This is a genomic window from Pseudovibrio sp. SCP20, assembly GCF_057774105.1.
Genome location: NZ_JBYMDH010000001.1, coordinates 849,878 through 865,169, shown reverse-complemented (window position 1 = coordinate 865,169; position 15,292 = coordinate 849,878). Strand labels below are relative to the sequence as shown.

General features: G+C 52.2%; 15 protein-coding genes. 6 read left to right on the top strand and 9 right to left on the bottom strand.

Translation table 11 applies throughout. The features are described from left to right. Nucleotides 1-12 precede the first annotated feature (12 nt). Genes AC3CB2_RS03985 through AC3CB2_RS03975 form a run of 3 tightly spaced genes read left to right on the top strand, consistent with a single transcriptional unit; the run spans nucleotide 13 to nucleotide 2,932 of the window. Entirely contained in the window at nucleotides 13-639 is a 627-nt protein-coding gene (locus tag AC3CB2_RS03985; protein WP_014285319.1) for a CvpA family protein, read from the top strand. Nucleotides 640-686: 47 nt separating this feature from the next. Next, nucleotides 687-2,180, top strand: a complete 1,494-nt coding sequence (gene purF, locus AC3CB2_RS03980; protein ID WP_008552038.1) for an amidophosphoribosyltransferase — start codon at nucleotides 687-689, stop codon at nucleotides 2,178-2,180. 5 nt (nucleotides 2,181-2,185) lie between these two features. Continuing rightward, nucleotides 2,186-2,932, top strand: coding sequence for an SDR family NAD(P)-dependent oxidoreductase (locus AC3CB2_RS03975; RefSeq protein ID WP_075697268.1), 747 nt, complete (start codon nucleotides 2,186-2,188; stop codon nucleotides 2,930-2,932). An 83-nt stretch (nucleotides 2,933-3,015) separates the two neighbouring features. Here AC3CB2_RS03975 and AC3CB2_RS03970 read toward each other — a convergent pair whose 3' ends face one another. The 6 genes from AC3CB2_RS03970 to AC3CB2_RS03945 all read right to left on the bottom strand — a co-directional run bounded on the left by AC3CB2_RS03970 (nucleotide 3,016) and on the right by AC3CB2_RS03945 (nucleotide 9,671). Next, the gene (locus tag AC3CB2_RS03970) at nucleotides 3,016-3,798 is read right to left on the bottom strand and encodes an inositol monophosphatase family protein (RefSeq protein WP_014285316.1); all 783 of its coding nucleotides are present in this window, start codon (nucleotides 3,796-3,798) and stop codon (nucleotides 3,016-3,018) included. Between the two features lie 775 nt (nucleotides 3,799-4,573). Beyond that, on the bottom strand, nucleotides 4,574-5,980 hold the full coding sequence (gene der / locus AC3CB2_RS03965; protein WP_352930715.1) for a ribosome biogenesis GTPase Der: 1,407 nt from the start codon (nucleotides 5,978-5,980) through the stop codon (nucleotides 4,574-4,576). Nucleotides 5,981-6,109: 129 nt separating this feature from the next. Further along, the gene (locus AC3CB2_RS03960; protein ID WP_014285314.1) at nucleotides 6,110-7,456 is read right to left on the bottom strand and encodes an outer membrane protein assembly factor BamB family protein; all 1,347 of its coding nucleotides are present in this window, start codon (nucleotides 7,454-7,456) and stop codon (nucleotides 6,110-6,112) included. Next, nucleotides 7,457-8,128 carry a tetratricopeptide repeat protein gene (locus AC3CB2_RS03955; RefSeq protein ID WP_014285313.1) on the bottom strand — a complete coding sequence of 224 codons (672 nt, stop codon included), beginning with the start codon at nucleotides 8,126-8,128 and terminating at the stop codon, nucleotides 7,457-7,459. 227 nt (nucleotides 8,129-8,355) lie between these two features. After that, complete coding sequence (locus AC3CB2_RS03950; RefSeq protein WP_352930718.1) at nucleotides 8,356-8,934, bottom strand: NnrU family protein; 579 nt, start codon at nucleotides 8,932-8,934, stop codon at nucleotides 8,356-8,358. Nucleotides 8,935-9,092: 158 nt separating this feature from the next. After that, nucleotides 9,093-9,671, bottom strand: coding sequence for an NnrU family protein (locus tag AC3CB2_RS03945; RefSeq protein WP_014285311.1), 579 nt, complete (start codon nucleotides 9,669-9,671; stop codon nucleotides 9,093-9,095). A 278-nt stretch (nucleotides 9,672-9,949) separates the two neighbouring features. Here AC3CB2_RS03945 and AC3CB2_RS03940 point away from each other — a divergent pair, with 278 nt between their 5' ends. Together AC3CB2_RS03940 and AC3CB2_RS03935 are read left to right on the top strand one after the other, a co-directional pair. Further along, nucleotides 9,950-10,258, top strand: coding sequence for a PilZ domain-containing protein (locus AC3CB2_RS03940; protein WP_352930720.1), 309 nt, complete (start codon nucleotides 9,950-9,952; stop codon nucleotides 10,256-10,258). Nucleotides 10,259-10,363: 105 nt separating this feature from the next. Next, entirely contained in the window at nucleotides 10,364-10,705 is a 342-nt protein-coding gene (locus AC3CB2_RS03935; protein WP_352930721.1) for a TraR/DksA family transcriptional regulator, read from the top strand. Nucleotides 10,706-10,714: 9 nt separating this feature from the next. Here the strand turns inward: AC3CB2_RS03935 and AC3CB2_RS03930 are convergent, their stop codons facing one another. The 3 genes from AC3CB2_RS03930 to AC3CB2_RS03920 all read right to left on the bottom strand — a co-directional run bounded on the left by AC3CB2_RS03930 (nucleotide 10,715) and on the right by AC3CB2_RS03920 (nucleotide 13,721). After that, a complete protein-coding gene (locus AC3CB2_RS03930) occupies nucleotides 10,715-11,401 on the bottom strand; it encodes a hypothetical protein (RefSeq protein ID WP_352930722.1) in 687 nt (228 codons plus the stop codon). A 162-nt stretch (nucleotides 11,402-11,563) separates the two neighbouring features. Further along, nucleotides 11,564-13,111, bottom strand: a complete 1,548-nt coding sequence (gene guaA, locus AC3CB2_RS03925; protein ID WP_352930724.1) for a glutamine-hydrolyzing GMP synthase — start codon at nucleotides 13,109-13,111, stop codon at nucleotides 11,564-11,566. A gap of 115 nt (nucleotides 13,112-13,226) precedes the next feature. After that, nucleotides 13,227-13,721, bottom strand: a complete 495-nt coding sequence (locus AC3CB2_RS03920; protein WP_352930726.1) for a MarR family winged helix-turn-helix transcriptional regulator — start codon at nucleotides 13,719-13,721, stop codon at nucleotides 13,227-13,229. Nucleotides 13,722-14,031: 310 nt separating this feature from the next. On the opposite strand from AC3CB2_RS03920, the gene AC3CB2_RS03915 reads away from it, so the two are divergent. Continuing rightward, on the top strand, nucleotides 14,032-15,252 hold the full coding sequence (locus tag AC3CB2_RS03915) for a tetratricopeptide repeat protein (protein ID WP_352930728.1): 1,221 nt from the start codon (nucleotides 14,032-14,034) through the stop codon (nucleotides 15,250-15,252). Nucleotides 15,253-15,292 lie beyond the last annotated feature (40 nt).

The following is a 15,292-nucleotide window of genomic DNA, read 5'->3' as shown; positions in this document are numbered from 1 at the left end:
ATGTGTCGACAGATGCCGATCACACTCTTAGACGGAATTCTACTGGTTATCATGCTGATCTCTGGCGTTCTTGCGATGATTCGCGGGTTCGTTCGTGAGGTGCTCTCCATAGCATCCTGGGTCGCAGCAGCAGTCGCCGCCTATTTATTCTACGGAAGTCTGAAACCATTTGTGCTGCAACACGTCGCCAATGACACACTTGCAACTGCGATCGCAGCAGGTGCTGTATTCCTCGTGACATTGATTGTGGTGAGCTACATCACCATGCGCATTTCAGACTTCGTGCTGGACAGCCGGATTGGCGCGCTCGACAGAACACTCGGTTTTGTCTTTGGCGCAGCCCGCGGCTTCCTGCTTGTCGTTGTTGCGCTGCTGTTCTTTAACTGGTTTGTACCAGAACCACGCCAGCCAAATTGGATCATGGATGCAAAGTCCCGCCACCTGCTTGTGACCAGCGGCCAAAGCCTTGTGGCGGCGCTGCCGGAAGATCCTGAGCGTGCTATTATGGATCAGATCCGTAAACAGGGCGGTTCAACCGGCTCTGCGAACGGGGCGTCCAGTGATGAAGAAGCCCGCTACTCCCCAAGTGAGCGGCGCGGACTGGACCAGCTGACGGCCTCTGGCGATGGCCGGAACTAAGCTGATATTTTGAGAATTGGCCTAAGGAAGAACCAAGGAGTGATGCCATGAGCAGTGGTGTATCAAACAATTCTGCTGACTTGAGAGAGTTGAGAGCAGATTTTGACGGCGATACCCTGCACGAAGAATGCGGTGTTTTTGGCATTCTTGGACATGACGATGCAGCAGCACTGACCGCTCTGGGGCTTCATGCGCTTCAGCACCGCGGACAGGAAGCAGCGGGCATTGTGACATTTGATGGCGATCAGTTCCGCTCAGAACGCCATATGGGCCTTGTAGGTGATCACTTCACCCAGCAAGAGACCATTGACAATCTGAAGGGTCCTTACGCGATCGGTCACGTACGCTACTCCACCACTGGTGAAGCAGCGCTGCGGAACGTTCAGCCACTGTTTGCTGAGCTTGATGGCGGTGGAATTGCGATCTGTCACAACGGCAACTTCACCAACGCGCTGACCTTGCGCCGCCAGCTGATCAGGGACGGTGCGATCTGTCAGTCGACTTCTGACAGTGAGGTGGTTCTGCAGTTGGTTGCCCGCTCCCGCGAGAAGAAGATCGTGGACCGTTTCATCGAGGCGATCAGCCAGATGGAAGGTGCTTACTCTCTGGTGGCGCTGACCCGCAAAAAGCTGATTGGCGCGCGTGATCCTTATGGCATTCGTCCTCTGGTTCTGGGTGACCTGAATGGTGCTCCGATCTTTGCAAGTGAAACCTGCGCGCTGGACATCATTGGCGCGAAGTTCATTCGTGAAGTTGAGAACGGTGAGGTTGTTGTTTGTACTCCGGGTGGTATCGAGAGCTACTTCCCGTTTGGCAAGCGCCCTGCCCGTCCGGACATCTTCGAGTACATCTACTTCTCCCGTCCGGACAGTGTTCTGAATGGGCATTCCGTTTATGACGTTCGCAAGCGTTTTGGCCGTGTGCTAGCACAGGAAAGCGCTGTTGAAGCGGACGTAATTGTTCCGGTTCCTGATTCCGGTGTTCCGGCTGCGCTCGGCTTTGCTGCTGAAAGCGGTGTTCCGTTTGAGCTGGGCATTATCCGCAACCACTATGTTGGCCGCACCTTTATTGAGCCAACGCAGCAAATCCGTACGCTTGGTGTGAAGCTGAAGCACTCTGCCAACAGAGCGCAGATTGAAGGCAAGCGTGTGGTGCTGGTGGATGACAGCCTTGTGCGCGGAACAACCAGCCTGAAAATCGTGCAGATGATCAGAGATGCTGGCGCGAAGGAAGTTCACTTCCGTCTGGCCTCCCCTCCAATCAAGTTCTCCGATTACTACGGTATCGATACGCCAGTGCGCGAAAAGCTGCTGGCTGCCAAATATGATCTGGAAGGTATGCGCAATTACATTGGCGCAGACACTCTGGCCTTCCTGAGCATTGACGGCGTCTACCGTGCGATGGGTCATGAAAATGGCCGCGACAACGAGAACCCGCAGTTCACTGATCACTGCTTTACCGGGGACTATCCAACCCCGCTTACAGATCTGTCTGACGATGTAGACACACGTCAGGCTCCTCGCCTTGTAGAAACTGGTTAAGTTCAATGAGTTCGAAAAGACTTGAAGGTCGTGTTGCTGTTGTCACGGGTGCATCCCGTGGCATTGGCTATTTTGCTGCAAAAAAGCTTGCTGAAGAAGGTGCGCACATTATTGCTGTTGCCCGCACCGTTGGTGGCCTTGAAGAACTGGATGATGAAATCCAGCAGTTGGGCAGCTCTGCTACCCTTGTTCCGCTTGACCTGACAGACTTTGATGCGATTGACCGCCTGGGCGCCGCGATCTTTGAACGCTGGAAGAAGCTCGACATTCTGGTCGGCAATGCAGGTATTCTTGGTCCAACTTCTCCGCTGGGTCACGTGGCTCCGAAGAAGTTCGATGAAGTGATGCAGATCAACGTGACGGCCAACTGGCGTCTGATCCGCTCTCTCGACCCACTTCTACGTCAGTCCGATGCGGGCCGTACGGTCTTCCTGACCTCAGGAGCGCCGCACAAGTGCCGTGCCTATTGGGGACCTTACTCCATGTCCAAAGCGGCTCTGGAGGCTCTTGTACGCACGTATGTGAACGAGACACGCAAGACCAACGTGAAGTCCATGCTGATCAACCCAGGCCCAATGCGCACTGGTATGCGTGCGAAGGCGATGCCAGGTGAAGATCCAAACACACTGCCGCATCCTTCTGAGATCTCCGAGGACATCGTTCGTTTCTGCCTGCCAGAAAACGAAGAGAATGGTCGTCTCTACGATTTCCCAAGCAAGGAACTGCGCGATTTTGTGCAGCTGACAAGCTAATCCATTCCTGTTTCAGGAAACGAAAAGCCCCGGTCATTGCCGGGGCTTTTTTATTGCGTCCTGATATGAGCTTTAATCGCCTATCAGATGAAGCTTTTGTCTGTAAGGGCCTTGACCTGATTGAACACGTCCGGACCTGCTGTAACGACCTTACAGCCGTTCATGACAGCATCCTGAACGTTGATCTCCTGACAGATGCCGCCAGCTTCTTCCACGAGCAGCATGCCTGCCATACAGTCCCATGAGTTCATGTGCTCTTCGATGTAACCGATGAGACGGCCAGAAGCGGCATAGGACAGCATCAGACCGCCAGATCCATTGCGGAAGAAAATGCCACCTTCATCAAGCAGCATGTTTACGGTGTCTTTTACAGCCTGATTGCGGCCACGTGCGCTGAAGCCAAGGCCAAGAGAGCCGTTGGACAGGGATGCGCTTTTAGACACGCTGATTGGCACGCCATTCAATGTGGCGCCTTTGCCCTTTTCAGCGGCAAACAGTTCGTCTGCACATGGGTCGTAAACTACGCCAATGTACTTCTCACCGTTCTTCACGCAGGCAATGATTACGCACCACTGCGGGATGCTGGAGACGAAATTTGCAGTTCCATCGATTGGGTCGATGATCCAAGTGTATTCAGAGGTGCCCTGCTTTGGATCGCCCTCTTCCCCCACGATGGTGTCATCAGGAAATGCTTCAGCAATTGCATTTCTAACCAGTATTTCAGTATCACGATCAGCCTCAGAAACCATGTCCTGATGACCTTTGCTCTCGATGTTGAGAGTTTCCAAACGCGTATAGTATTCGTGCGCAAAAGCGCCAGCGCGCTTAACCAGTGCGTTGGCAAACGTAAAACGGTCTTGTGACATGAGATTCCTATTTAAAGTACGGAGTGCTGGAAACGAGCGCGATTAAAAGCAGATTCAGGACGAATTGCAACTTCTTAGCGGCGCTCGCTGATATTTCTAGAGAAAATTTCAAGTGGGTGACAGGTGGGGCTGTGGTTTCGACAGAGCGCTTTGCTTGTGCGAGAGACAATCATAGCATGTGATGGTGGTGCAAAACTTATCCCCTTCCCCGAAAGGCGTCTCATACTAGGTTTCATGTTCATGCAAACGGGTGGTTTGAGGGAACGTCCCTCAGACTGGTGTGAACTGGGCGGGGCTACTGCGGAAGGTAACGTATTTCGCAGCAGGTCCGTGGAGGTTCCCCTTTCACCAACAGTGTTGAGGGATAGCGGATGTCCGGCCAGACCAGAGGGCGCCAGCACTGAGACCTGAGGCTTTCCAACGGCCTTAAGTCTTCCAAGTGTCTTCTGGACCCTGGCCTTAGCCTCCTGCAAAAACGCCCGGGCAAGGCGAGTAGCTGATGCCGAAGAAATTACTACCTACTAAATGCGCAGGCATTGCCTGTTCGCCTTGCTCATCCCGGTCATCGGGGTTTCTGACTTCAACACTGCATGGAAAGCCATACGGTGCATTTGGTGTTTCATTCTCCTAAATGAGAAAGAGACTGTTTGTGAGTAAAGCCGAACCTGCAAAATCTCTAGTGGCCAGCCCTGTCACAGTTTCCGGCTCTCTACGATTTAGGCAAATAAAAAAGGGCAGCGCGGTGCTGCCCTTTCAAACTGATGGGAAACTGAAATCAGTTTCTCTTCTTGTGGTACGGGTTTTCGCCTTTTCTGTAGGACAGACGAACCGGCGTGCCTTTGATATCAAAGCGCTCGCGAATACCGTTCACAAGATAGCGGGTGTAGCTCTCCGGCAGATTGTCCGGTTTGGAGCTGAACACCACGAAATGCGGTGGACGTGTTTTAGGCTGCGTCATGAAACGCAGACGAACACGGCGACCAGACACTGCTGGCGGCGGATGGTGGATCAGAACGCCTTCCAGCCAGCGGTTTAGGCTGGAGGTACCAATGCGCTTGTTCCACATCTCATAGGCGCGGAACACGGCCTGCATGAGCTTATCAAGGCCCTGCCCGTTGATACCGGACATGGTGACAATCTCAACACCGCGCAGCTGGTTCAGATAACGTTCCTGAGAATCCTTGATGTGGCCCCAGGCATCTTCACGATCTTCGATCAGATCCCACTTGTTGATCGCGATTACGATCGCGCGACCTTCGCGGGCACACAGATCGATGATCTGCAGATCCTGCTTTTCAAAGGAGATGGTCGCATCAAGTGTGACAACAACAACTTCCGCAAACTTCACAGCGCGCAGAGCATCTGCAACGGAGAGCTTTTCCAGCTTCTCCTGAACGCGTGCTTTCTTACGGATACCAGCGGTGTCGAAGACTTTGACGTGATGGTCCTGCCATTCCCACTCAACAGAGATACTGTCGCGGGTGATGCCAGCCTCAGGGCCGGTCAGCAGGCGCTCTTCACCCAGCATCTGGTTGATGAGAGTGGATTTACCTGCATTTGGACGACCAACAATCGCCATGCGCAGCGGACGCTCACGCGTACCGACTGGCTCGTCGATCTCTTCGTCTTCTACGTCAACGTCTGTGCGCGCTTCGGTGAACTCCTGAGAGGCTTCCAGCTCGTCAGCTTCATCCACGATTGGACGCAGCATGTCATAGAGCTCAGAGAGACCTTCACCGTGTTCAGCGGACAGTGCGATCGGATCGCCAAAGCCAAGCGTGAACGCGTCATAGAGCCCAACATCACCAGCCTTGCCTTCTGCCTTGTTGGCACAAAGGATCACAGGGGTGCTGTTGCGGCGCAGCAGGTTTGCAAAATGTTCATCGAGCGGCATCAAGCCTGCGCGTGCATCAATAAGGAACAAGCATGCATCCGCTTCCCGGATTGCTTCTTCTGTTTGAGCGCGCATACGCCCTTCGAGGCTAGATGCCTCTGCTTCTTCCAAGCCGGCAGTATCAACGATCCTGAATCGCAGATCGCCCAAGCGCGCATCACCGGACCTACGGTCACGGGTCACACCTGGGGTATCATCGACAAGCGCGAGGCGCTTGCCTACAAGGCGATTGAAGAGCGTCGACTTGCCAACATTAGGTCTGCCAATAATGGCGACTGTCGCAGTCACGCGAATACTCCTCGTCTGGTCTACAGCACTTGGAGCATGGCGTTATCTGACACCATGCTCCAAGCTTTTGTTCTTAATCGTACCCATATCCGAAAACCGGGCGCAGCACCACAGTTGCGAAGGCACGTTTTAATTCAGCGCTGCAACCGCTCCGTCACTGGTGAGGACGACCATACGTCCACCAGCAACAATTGGTGATACAAATACGCCACTGGTCACTTTCCGCGATGCGGATGCCTGGCCGGTCTTTGCATTCACAGATGCAAGGTAACCATTGCTGGACATGGCGATCAGCTGGCCATTGGCCAGAATTGGACCTGCCCAGTTGACATTCTTGGCGTCACTTTCGCCAGTTGGCAACTTGGCACTCCAGATAAGGTTGCCGGTCTTGCTGGAGATTGCATGCAATTTGTCATCCAAGCCGATCAGGAACACTGTACCACCGGAAACAACCGGCGTGTGTACGGCACCGAAATCAGACTCCCACAAACGCTCACCGTCTTTCAGCGAGATGCCGAGTGTACGACCAGCAACGGAGGTTGCGATAACCTTGTTACCATCAATAACCGGGCTTGCTGAAACATCTGTCAGACCAGAAAGTGCGCGTGTACGGAAGGACCGTGCAACGGTATCGATCCATTTAGGCTCACCGCTGTTAATGTCAAGCGCCATAACCTCGCCTGAGGAAAATGGCACGACAACAGTGTTGCCTGAAACTGCCGGATTTGCAGAGGAAAGCAGGCCTGCCTGCTCTGCGATACCAGCGAAGGACCATGCTTGCTCACCATCTGACTGGTTGAGGCCGATCACTTCATTGTCCTGGGTTACGACAACGACTTTGCCGTTGGACGCTGCTGGAGCACCGCGAACCGGGGTTTCCAGCGTCTTGGTCCAGAGGATGTTGCCGCCCTTATCGAGAGCGTAAACATTGCGGTATGCGGTTGCGACAAAGATCTTGCCGCCATCAAGCACAACGCCGCCGCCTGCTGCGACTTCGTTTTCGCCTTCCAGACCCAGGTTCTTTGTAAAGACCTTGGCACCGCCTGTTGTCAGAGCAACAAGATTGCCATCGGACTTGTAAACGTAGATACGCTGACCATCAGAAACCGGACGCGCTGCAGTGCGCGGGTTGCTGGAGCCAATGCCGAAGAAGCCTGGGGAGCGAACCTGACCGATGCTGGAGGACCATGCAACGCCGCCGCCTACATTGACTGCAATGTTGCCCGGGTCATTGCTCTTCGGGCCAGCCGCTGTTGGCCATGTTGAGCCACCGGTTGCCGCTCCGATCGTGGCATCGCCACCGGTCGCTGCCGGTTTGAGAGCGCCCTGATACAGAGGCTGACGATCGCCCTCAAGGAACTCGTCATCGCCGCCGAATGGATTAAGACTGGAAAGAGAAGAACAACCAGCCAGCGTCAGCGCAAGCGCGCCGGTTCCAATCAAAGCCTTCCAAGACTTTCTTTTGGTCTCGCTCACTTATTCAGTCCCCTTTTCGTCTTTGCCCAATGCAGAGGTGATCAGTTCAAGATAAATCTGTGCGCGCCCGGAAATGTCAGATGGGGCGGCTGCATCATTTACAACTTCGCTGAAGCGGGTGCGTGCCGCTTCCAGATTGCCTGCTTTATACTCGGCAGCACCGAGAATTTCCAAAGCGGAGAAGCGCCAGGTGTTGCCTGCAACAGCCAGAACCTCAGTGTGCTTCTTCACAGCAGCAAGGTCACCGCTGTCCAACAGTAGATAAGCTGCGCGGATGTTTGCGAGGCCTTTGTAGATGGTTGGAGTTGAGCTGTCAGCCGCGACGGCCTCAAAAGCCTTGATGGCTTCGTCGGACTTGCCTTCCAGCGCCAGCTCGGTGCCAACACGCATCTTAGCCATCATTGGATAGCCGCCGATTGCGCCTTCCATGGAGACAAAAGCAGCCTGTGCTTCTGCATAGTTGCCTGCATCAGAAAGCTTAACCGCTTCCAGGAATTCTGTGCCTGCTGCCTGAGACTGTTTGGTCTGCCAGTACTCATAGCCGCGGTAACCTGCGGTACCTACAACGATAAGACCTGCTGTCAGGTATACAACCGGAGCAAAGCGCTTCCAAAGCTTTGAAAACTGGTCGCTTCTTACTTCTTCATCGACTTCGCGAAAAATGTCGGACATAACTTCAAATGTTCCTGCAGCAACGATTCTTAGGTTTGTGGTATCCCAATGGGCGGCGTCACATTAAAACTAAGAGAGCCGCAGGCAAACCTCTTTCTCTACCTCTTTCAACCGATTAGTGGCTTAATTAGGGCAAGAAAAGAGTTTTCCCTGCCAACATTTACAAGAGTAAATGCCGGAGGGAACCACTTTGGTGTCTGTCTTGAAACCTTAACGCATGCAAAAGGTCAAGTTATGATCGGCACGCCAATCAAAATTGCATGTAGTTTCCACACGAACAGGCCGTAGAAAATCAAGCCAAGCCCTACAGAGATCACATCGTTCTTCATTGCGTTCGGATAGTCTCGGTTCGGTGGTGTGATACGTTCACGTTTGGCAATGGTAATCCTGACGATGATCGCCCAGATCAGGAACGAACCAAACAACACCACAGAGTAAGGCTCACCATTGGCAAACAGGTGCCCAACAGCCCAAAATTTGGTTGCATTGATGAGTGGATGTTTGGTGATGCGGGTGATGTTCCCTTTCAGCTGAGATGCAAAGAACAGCGGAAAAACCGGCAGCATCAGTAGCATGGTGACATGACGCCCCCAACTCGGCGGCACATACCACGGCGTGTAATCGCCATGCCATGCTGCGCCAAAACCGTAGACAACGGCAACTAACCCGCCCAGCGAAACAAGCGTATAGATGCCTCTGTATCCGTTGAATGTAAGTTGCTGAACCAAACTTTCCCGCAGGCCAGTGAAGGACGGGATCAAATGCACCGCGAAAAATGCGGTAAGTCCTGAAATCAATAATGTCATGTCTTGCTCTCTCCCAAGATCAATTGAGAACAAGGTATTTCACGGATATCTCATTTGCAAAGTAATCTTCCGCATTGCGGGAGCGCCAACCCCAAAAGAAAACCGCCCGCATGGTTTGTTCATGCGAGCGGTTTCAAAAATTTAGTTTCAGAACCCGTTTAGGTCAGGATTGCCATACCGATCAATAACTCGTGCAGCTTCCAAACAAACAGGCCATAGAGCAGGAAGCCAAGGACAACGCTGATGATGTCATTGCGAATGGCATGCGGGAACTGCTCAGTCTCGGTATTCTTGCGGTCGAACTTCTTCAAAGAAATGCGTGCCCAGATTGCCCAGACGAGAAATCCACCAAAGAGAGCAACGGAGTACGGCTCACCATTCACCAGCAGATGTGAGATCGCCCAGATTTTGACGGCCAGAATGACAGGGTCTTTGGTCCACTTGGCGATGTTACCACGGATAAACTTCGCGAAGACCAGAATAAAGACTGGCAGCAGTAGAGTCATAGCCAGGTGACGTAACCAGAACGGCGTTACGTACAGTGGGAACAGATCTTCTTCCCGCGCCAGAACGAAGCCGTAGATCATACAGAACAGGCCAGTCAGCACGATCAGCGAATAGACTGCGCGATATGGATTTAGTCCAATGCGCTGGACGACGGAATCACGAAAGCCCGGAAACGATGGGACAAAGTGAATTCCCAAAAAGATGAAAAGCCCGACAAGTAACAGCGTCATCGAGTGACCCTTTAGTTTTGTATTTTACGTTAAAGCCCTTAGCTGAGCTTGTGCACTGTGACCAAACGCCGTGAAATATCAATAAGCCTGATCGTCCCTGCGTAAGGTGTTTTCTACATTTACCCAATTCTTTTTCAAGGAACCCTTGAGGTCATCCTCGTTTTCTCGCTAAATCAGGGTGAGTGGTTTATCTGCATATATCATAACTTGACTGTTTGACTCCTATATTTGCGCAAGATCTAAGGATTCTCAAACAGAAACAGCGCCTGGAAAGTTCTATGTCCGAGAGTGACAGTGCAACAGAGATCACAGAACGTCGCCGAGTGCGCCGTCGGCGTACGCTGAAGGAAGGACGGATCGTCTTCGCAAGCCAGTCGATGGTTTTCGACTGCATCATCCGCGATTTGTCCGATTTTGGCGCCCGATTGAAGATGGAAACGACAATCGATATTCCGGATGAGTTCATGCTCTATCTGGTACATTTGCGCCAACGCGTGAAGGCTGAAGTTCGCTGGAGAACAGCTGACACTTTGGGTATCGAGTTCATTGGTGAAAAGGAAACTGTTTCCAGCCTGATGAAAATCTAGAGTATCTTCTAAAACGCCCACATTGATGGGCGTTTTTGTTTTGCTTGCGCAACTTCTCGTTTCCCGTTCATACTGATGCCGGAGTGTTGGGTGGGAGATGATCTGATGACACTTACTCTCAATGAAACCCGGGATCTACTTCTGGCACGCAAAGCTGAACTCACGGAACTGACAGAGATCTCTGAGGGTGATCGCGCAACCGTTACGCTCGACCAACAGTCCGTTGGCCGCCTCTCCCGCATGGACGCCATGCAGCGCCAAGCAATGGCACAAGCCAATGACCGCCAACGCGCCCGCGAACTCCAACGCATCGACGGCGCACTTCAACGGATCAAAGAAGATGAGTACGGCTTTTGCCTGGAATGCGGCGAAGACATCCCCGAAGCCCGCCTTCGTGTTGATCCGGCAGCCCTTTACTGCGTAAGCTGCGCAAGGTTGTTTGGATGAATAGTTTCCTTAGACGACCACATCAACATTGCGTTTCAGAACAAACAACCAAGCCTGCAAATCCCTGTTATCCTTCTTTACCACCTCAAAAGTAGTACTAATTTGATGCCCAAACCAATCAACAAAGACATAGGGCATGACATTAGGTTTGACACCAAACGGATCCATTTCTCCGGCAAATTTAGGGCCATGTGCATCTGTGTGTTCAATTATCACAATGCCATCACGTCGGATTTGATTGAGCCACGTTGTTAAAGCTTGCCTCGGATTCCAGCCTTGATCTAGAGAGTTGGAATAAACAAAATCGAACCTATTTCTCCATTCTTCCTTCTCATCGTGGAAATCCCATTCAAATGATCGGTCAAATTGCTTCGCTGTCGGCGATATGTCAGTCCCAATAACATCAAAACGATCATCCTTAGCTAAAAAGTTCTGTTCGAACCCATTTCTGGTTCCGTGACAAATTCCAATGTAAGCCTCACGTTTCACGCTCTTTGCTATGATAGCTTTGATCCTGTTTAGCGTTGTTTCATCAGCCCATATATTTTGAAGCTTCTTTTTGTTGTAGTAGATCTGCGTTTCTTTGTACGCTTCATAAGAATCGTAGCGATGCAAATAAAAATCCAAATCCCGTTCGAGAGTTTCCGCTCTTGAACGCTTTTTCCTTTTGAGCAAACGAAGTATGGATTTTGTCATCACAACGGTAAGCCTCTAATATGAGTTGTTCTGCACTAATCATCCTACCGCAAGCAAAATTGCACAAACCACCTAATTTGGGTGTTTTGCATTCAATCGAATGTCCCGTCCCTGCAAACAACAAAAAACCGGAGAAGTTCCCTTCCCCGGCTTTTGGTAATTTTATTCCCACTCGATGGTTCCCGGAGGCTTGGAGGTCACATCGTAAACGACGCGGTTGATGCCGCGGACTTCGTTGATGATGCGGGTTGCTGCCCGGCCAAGGAACTCCATATCGTAGTGATAGAAGTCGGCTGTCATTCCGTCCACAGAGGTCACCGCACGCAGGGCACAGACGAACTCATAGGTACGGCCATCGCCCATGACGCCAACTGTCTGCACCGGCAGAAGAACTGCGAATGCTTGCCAGATGGCGTCATAAAGACCTGCCTTGCGGATTTCATCGAGATAAATGGCATCTGCCTGACGGAGAATATCCAGTTTCTCGCGGGTGATCCCGCCTGGGCAACGTATTGCCAGACCTGGGCCTGGGAATGGGTGACGCCCAATGAAGCTGTCCGGAAGACCCAGTTCGCGACCGAGATCACGAACTTCGTCCTTGAACAGCTCGCGAAGTGGCTCAACCAGCTGCATGTTCATCCGCTCTGGCAAGCCACCAACATTGTGGTGAGACTTGATGGTAACGGATGGACCACCGGTGAAGGAGACACTCTCGATCACATCAGGATACAGCGTACCCTGTGCGAGGAAGTCTGCGCCACCAAGCTTTTTCGCTTCTTCTTCGAAGACTTCGATGAAGAGCTTGCCGATGGTTTTGCGTTTGACTTCCGGATCGCTTTCACCTTCCAACTGGCCAATGAACAGATCAGAGGCATCTACGTGAACCAGTGGGATGTTGTAGTGATCGCGGAACATGGACAAAACCTGTTCCGTTTCACCCATGCGCATCAAACCGTGGTCTACATAGATACAAGTGAGTTGATCGCCAATGGCTTCATGGATCAGTACAGCAGCTACAGAGCTGTCTACGCCGCCTGAAAGGCCACAGATGACTCTCTTGTCGCCAACCTGATCACGGATCGCCTGAATGGCCTGCTGACGGTATTCCGCCATAGTCCAGTCGCCTGAACAGCCTGCGATTTTGTGGGTGAAGTTCTCAATAAGCTTCGCCCCATCTGGCGTGTGCACCACTTCCGGGTGGAACTGAACGGCATAGAAGTGGCGTTTCTCGTCTGCAATTGCTGCAAACGGCGCGCCTTCTGAAGTGCCGATCACTTCAAAACCTTCTGGAAGGGAAACAACACGGTCGCCATGGCTCATCCAAACCTGATGCTTGGAGCCCTGTTCCCAGCAGCCTTCAAACAGTGCAGAAGACTTTTCGACGGAAACAAACGCCCGGCCAAACTCTTTATGGTCGGATGTGGCAACTTCGCCGCCCAATTGGGCGCACATGGTCTGCTGACCATAACAAATTCCGAGGACAGGAATTCCAGCCTCGAATACGATCTGGGGTGCACGCGGGCTCCCCATTTCAGTCGTGGATGCCGGACCACCTGACAGGATCACCGCCTTTGGATTCATTTCCTTAAAAGCAGCTTCTGCAGACTGGAACGGAACGATCTCAGAATACACACCAGACTCGCGCACACGGCGCGCAATGAGCTGAGTGACCTGAGATCCGAAATCAATAATGAGGATGCGGTCAGTCATGCGCAGCTTCTACTCTGTACGCATTGATTTGGGAAGGTCTATTCCGAGGAAATTTTGGAGTTACGCTAAGAGCGCTAGGTGTTTTTCTGTGAGCTTTGAACAAAGCCGCGCCAAGCTACAAAATGGACTGCTCGTGCTCTTCGATACTGCTCATCATTTGGCCCAGTCTAATGCGCTCCTGAACATCAAGCTGTGGCAGCAGGTTCTTTTCGAGCTGCTCCAACTGCGCCTCCAACGAACGCAGAACAACACGCCCCTCTTCTGTCAGGCTTAGCCGAACCAAGCGACGGTCTCTCGGATGTTCCTGTTTCTTGATGAGGTTGGCTTCTGAAAGGCGTTTTACAGCGCGGGAGACTGCAACCGTATCCAAACCAATGACCGGACCAAGCTCCCGAACAGAGACAGCCCCCAAACGCTCAGAAGCACTCAGCACCAGCCAGGAAGGAAGAGACAAGCCGTAATTTTGCTGCAAGTGCTCAGAGAGGCGTCGCTCGATGAAGCGGCCTGTCGCAATGATGCGAAGCGGCAAATAGTTCAGCAGCTCGACGTTATGTTCGTCTTCAAACAGACTTGCCTGTGTCATTATGTTGGCACGGTACTTCTCGGCCATAACCCTTTTGCCCTGCGTCGAATGCTTTGCTTCACTCCATTGACCGATAAGAAAAACGGAAAATGGTTAAGCTGACTTGAATATTGGTGATTTTTCCCAGGCACTAGCCCCTGATTGTGGTTTTGATGCGTTCAAGATCATCTATCCACGCCTTCCTTCCCGATCCACTCGTTCCACCTTTGACGCTGATTTGCCAAGCGCTTAGGCTTCCTACTGCATAGATACGAATTTGATTCGCAGAATTGCCTGTCAGCAGATCCATCCGGTTGGATCTACGGACGGCACTGCCCAACAAGGGGGTCCGTAAAAGATGACAGAGACACTGCGTGGAACGCCGGAAGCCGATACCCGGCAAGAGAAAATCAACGCTGCACTGGATGCGATTTCCTATCTGGAACAGGATGAACGCTTTGATGAAGTGATCCCTGTTTATCAGGACCTCGTGGGTCGCTACCCGGATGATGTGGAACTTCTCTTCAAGATGGCAACAATCATGCTGCGCAATGGTGACCTTCGGGAGTCCGTTGCCCATTTGCGCAAAGTTCTGTTCATGAAGCCAGAGCATCTGCCAGCCCGCGCCAATATGGGCAACGCGCTGCTTCTGCTTGGCTATCTAGAGCAAGCTAAAGAGGCATTTGACGCTGTCGTAGAAGCCGAGCCAGACAATCGCAATGCGCTTTATGGGCTGGCGACTATTCTGATCAAGATGCATGTGCATGCAGAAGCCGAACCCTACGCCAGACGCCTTGTTCAGCAAATCCCAAACAGTGCTGCTGCCCTTTCCTTGCTTGGCGATGCATTAAGTGCTGAGACGAACGCAGAAGCAGCAATCTTGAACTATCGTGCGGCTCTCAGATTTGATCCGCATTATGTTCCGGCGCTTCTTGGTCTGTCGAAAGTGCTGATTATCCGCAAAAAGAGCGAAGAGGCTCTTGCTCGCCTCAATGAGGCGCATGATCTGCAACCGCGCAATGTGGAAGTTCTTGTCGCGATGGGGCATGCTTATTTGCTGGAGGACAGCACAGCCAGCGCCGTTGAGAGCTTTGAGCTGGCCCATGCATGTGAGCCAGATAATGCGGCAGCTCTTGTGCATCTGAGCATCGGCAAGCGGAAGATGGGACTGGTGTATGCTGGCGTTTATCATGCTGCGGCAGCTTGGCGTCTCGCGCCCGGCAACAAGCAGGTTGCTAATGCGCTTGGTGCCGCACTTGCGGCAGCAGGTGCAAGCGATGCTGCCCGTGACGTGCTGACCTCTCACGCAAGAGGTCATGAGTTTATGGAAGCCACAATCGCAGCCATCAAAGAAATCGAGTACCTTGCAGAGCAAGGCTATGAACGTCCTGTTCGTGAAGAAAAGCGTGCGACTGAGATTGCGGAGGCAGATGAGCCTGACGGAACAGAGAACGTAGAGCAAGACGAGCCGGAAGCACTTCAGGAAGAAAGCAGCGAAGCAGCAAATGTGGAGCAAGCTGACGAGACTGAAGAAAAGCCTGAGCTTTCTGAAGAGCTCGAAGAGAAAACTGCAAACTAATCATTTTGTTTTCAGCAAAAAGCCTGCTGCAGATATTCTG

What these genes read in the sequence shown, in the direction of transcription:
- AC3CB2_RS03985 (WP_014285319.1), top strand. Translation starts at nt 13, where the DNA reads ATGCCGATCACACTCTTAGACGGAATTCTACTGGTTATCATGCTGATC.
- purF (WP_008552038.1), top strand. Translation starts at nt 687, where the DNA reads ATGAGCAGTGGTGTATCAAACAATTCTGCTGACTTGAGAGAGTTGAGA.
- AC3CB2_RS03975 (WP_075697268.1), top strand. Translation starts at nt 2,186, where the DNA reads ATGAGTTCGAAAAGACTTGAAGGTCGTGTTGCTGTTGTCACGGGTGCA.
- AC3CB2_RS03970 (WP_014285316.1), bottom strand. Translation starts at nt 3,798, where the DNA reads ATGTCACAAGACCGTTTTACGTTTGCCAACGCACTGGTTAAGCGCGCT.
- AC3CB2_RS03955 (WP_014285313.1), bottom strand. Translation starts at nt 8,128, where the DNA reads ATGTCCGACATTTTTCGCGAAGTCGATGAAGAAGTAAGAAGCGACCAG.
- AC3CB2_RS03950 (WP_352930718.1), bottom strand. Translation starts at nt 8,934, where the DNA reads ATGACATTATTGATTTCAGGACTTACCGCATTTTTCGCGGTGCATTTG.
- AC3CB2_RS03945 (WP_014285311.1), bottom strand. Translation starts at nt 9,671, where the DNA reads ATGACGCTGTTACTTGTCGGGCTTTTCATCTTTTTGGGAATTCACTTT.
- AC3CB2_RS03940 (WP_352930720.1), top strand. Translation starts at nt 9,950, where the DNA reads ATGTCCGAGAGTGACAGTGCAACAGAGATCACAGAACGTCGCCGAGTG.
- AC3CB2_RS03935 (WP_352930721.1), top strand. Translation starts at nt 10,364, where the DNA reads ATGACACTTACTCTCAATGAAACCCGGGATCTACTTCTGGCACGCAAA.
- AC3CB2_RS03930 (WP_352930722.1), bottom strand. Translation starts at nt 11,401, where the DNA reads ATGACAAAATCCATACTTCGTTTGCTCAAAAGGAAAAAGCGTTCAAGA.
- guaA (WP_352930724.1), bottom strand. Translation starts at nt 13,111, where the DNA reads ATGACTGACCGCATCCTCATTATTGATTTCGGATCTCAGGTCACTCAG.
- AC3CB2_RS03920 (WP_352930726.1), bottom strand. Translation starts at nt 13,721, where the DNA reads ATGGCCGAGAAGTACCGTGCCAACATAATGACACAGGCAAGTCTGTTT.
- AC3CB2_RS03915 (WP_352930728.1), top strand. Translation starts at nt 14,032, where the DNA reads ATGACAGAGACACTGCGTGGAACGCCGGAAGCCGATACCCGGCAAGAG.